This window comes from Streptomyces africanus, from assembly GCF_002150735.1.
Taxonomy (GTDB): Bacteria; Actinomycetota; Actinomycetes; order Streptomycetales; family Streptomycetaceae; genus Streptomyces; species Streptomyces africanus.
The window spans coordinates 1-541 of the sequence record NZ_MUKA01000671.1 but is presented as its reverse complement, the minus strand read 5'-3'; the positions used below and the strand labels follow the sequence as shown (position 1 = coordinate 541).

The following is a 541-nucleotide window of genomic DNA, read 5'->3' as shown; positions in this document are numbered from 1 at the left end:
CGGGTGGCGGTAGCCGGCACGCGCGAAGTGGGCGTAACCCTCCAGGGCGTCGGTGAGGAGGGGATGGCGCAGAAGGCGGTCGTAGAGCAAGGCGCCTTCCTGCAGCTGGTCCCAGCAGAAGTCGAGCAGGTCACGGGCGAGGGCGGCCTCACGGCTGCCTGCGGCACCGTCACGCAGGACCAGGCAGGCGGCCAGCGCCGTCTCGGTCAGCGCCTTGTAGGCATCCGGGTCCCCCGTGATCCCGCCGTCACCCAGTGTGCCCCGGCGGCGGTTGGCGTGCAGCCACGTCAGGGCCCGGGAGGCCATGTCCTGCGCGATGCCGGCCACTGTGGTCATTTCCGGGTCCACGCCCGCTCCCCCTCCAGCATCCGATCGGCGATCGCCACGTCCAGCAGGCACCGTTCACCGCCCCCGCGCAGCGCGATCTCAGCGCCGAGCAAGCCCGCGTCCACCGGGGGCGTGATGCCTTCGGCGGCCAGCCAGGCCAGCCAGCGGTTCAAACGCGCCGCCGTGGCGAAGTCACCCCTGAGCAGCGCGCGGG

At 72.8% G+C, this 541-nt stretch carries 1 protein-coding gene and 1 pseudogene; both read right to left on the bottom strand.

Translation table 11 applies throughout. From position 1 onward, the window contains the following. A partial coding sequence (locus CCL05_RS43290) for a DUF6895 family protein (RefSeq protein WP_425275999.1) occupies positions 1-336 on the bottom strand: 336 nt, incomplete at its 3' end. Next, positions 333-541 (bottom strand): annotated as a pseudogene (locus CCL05_RS45055) (hypothetical protein); the annotation flags it as partial. The gene CCL05_RS43290 and the pseudogene CCL05_RS45055, both read right to left, overlap by 4 nt.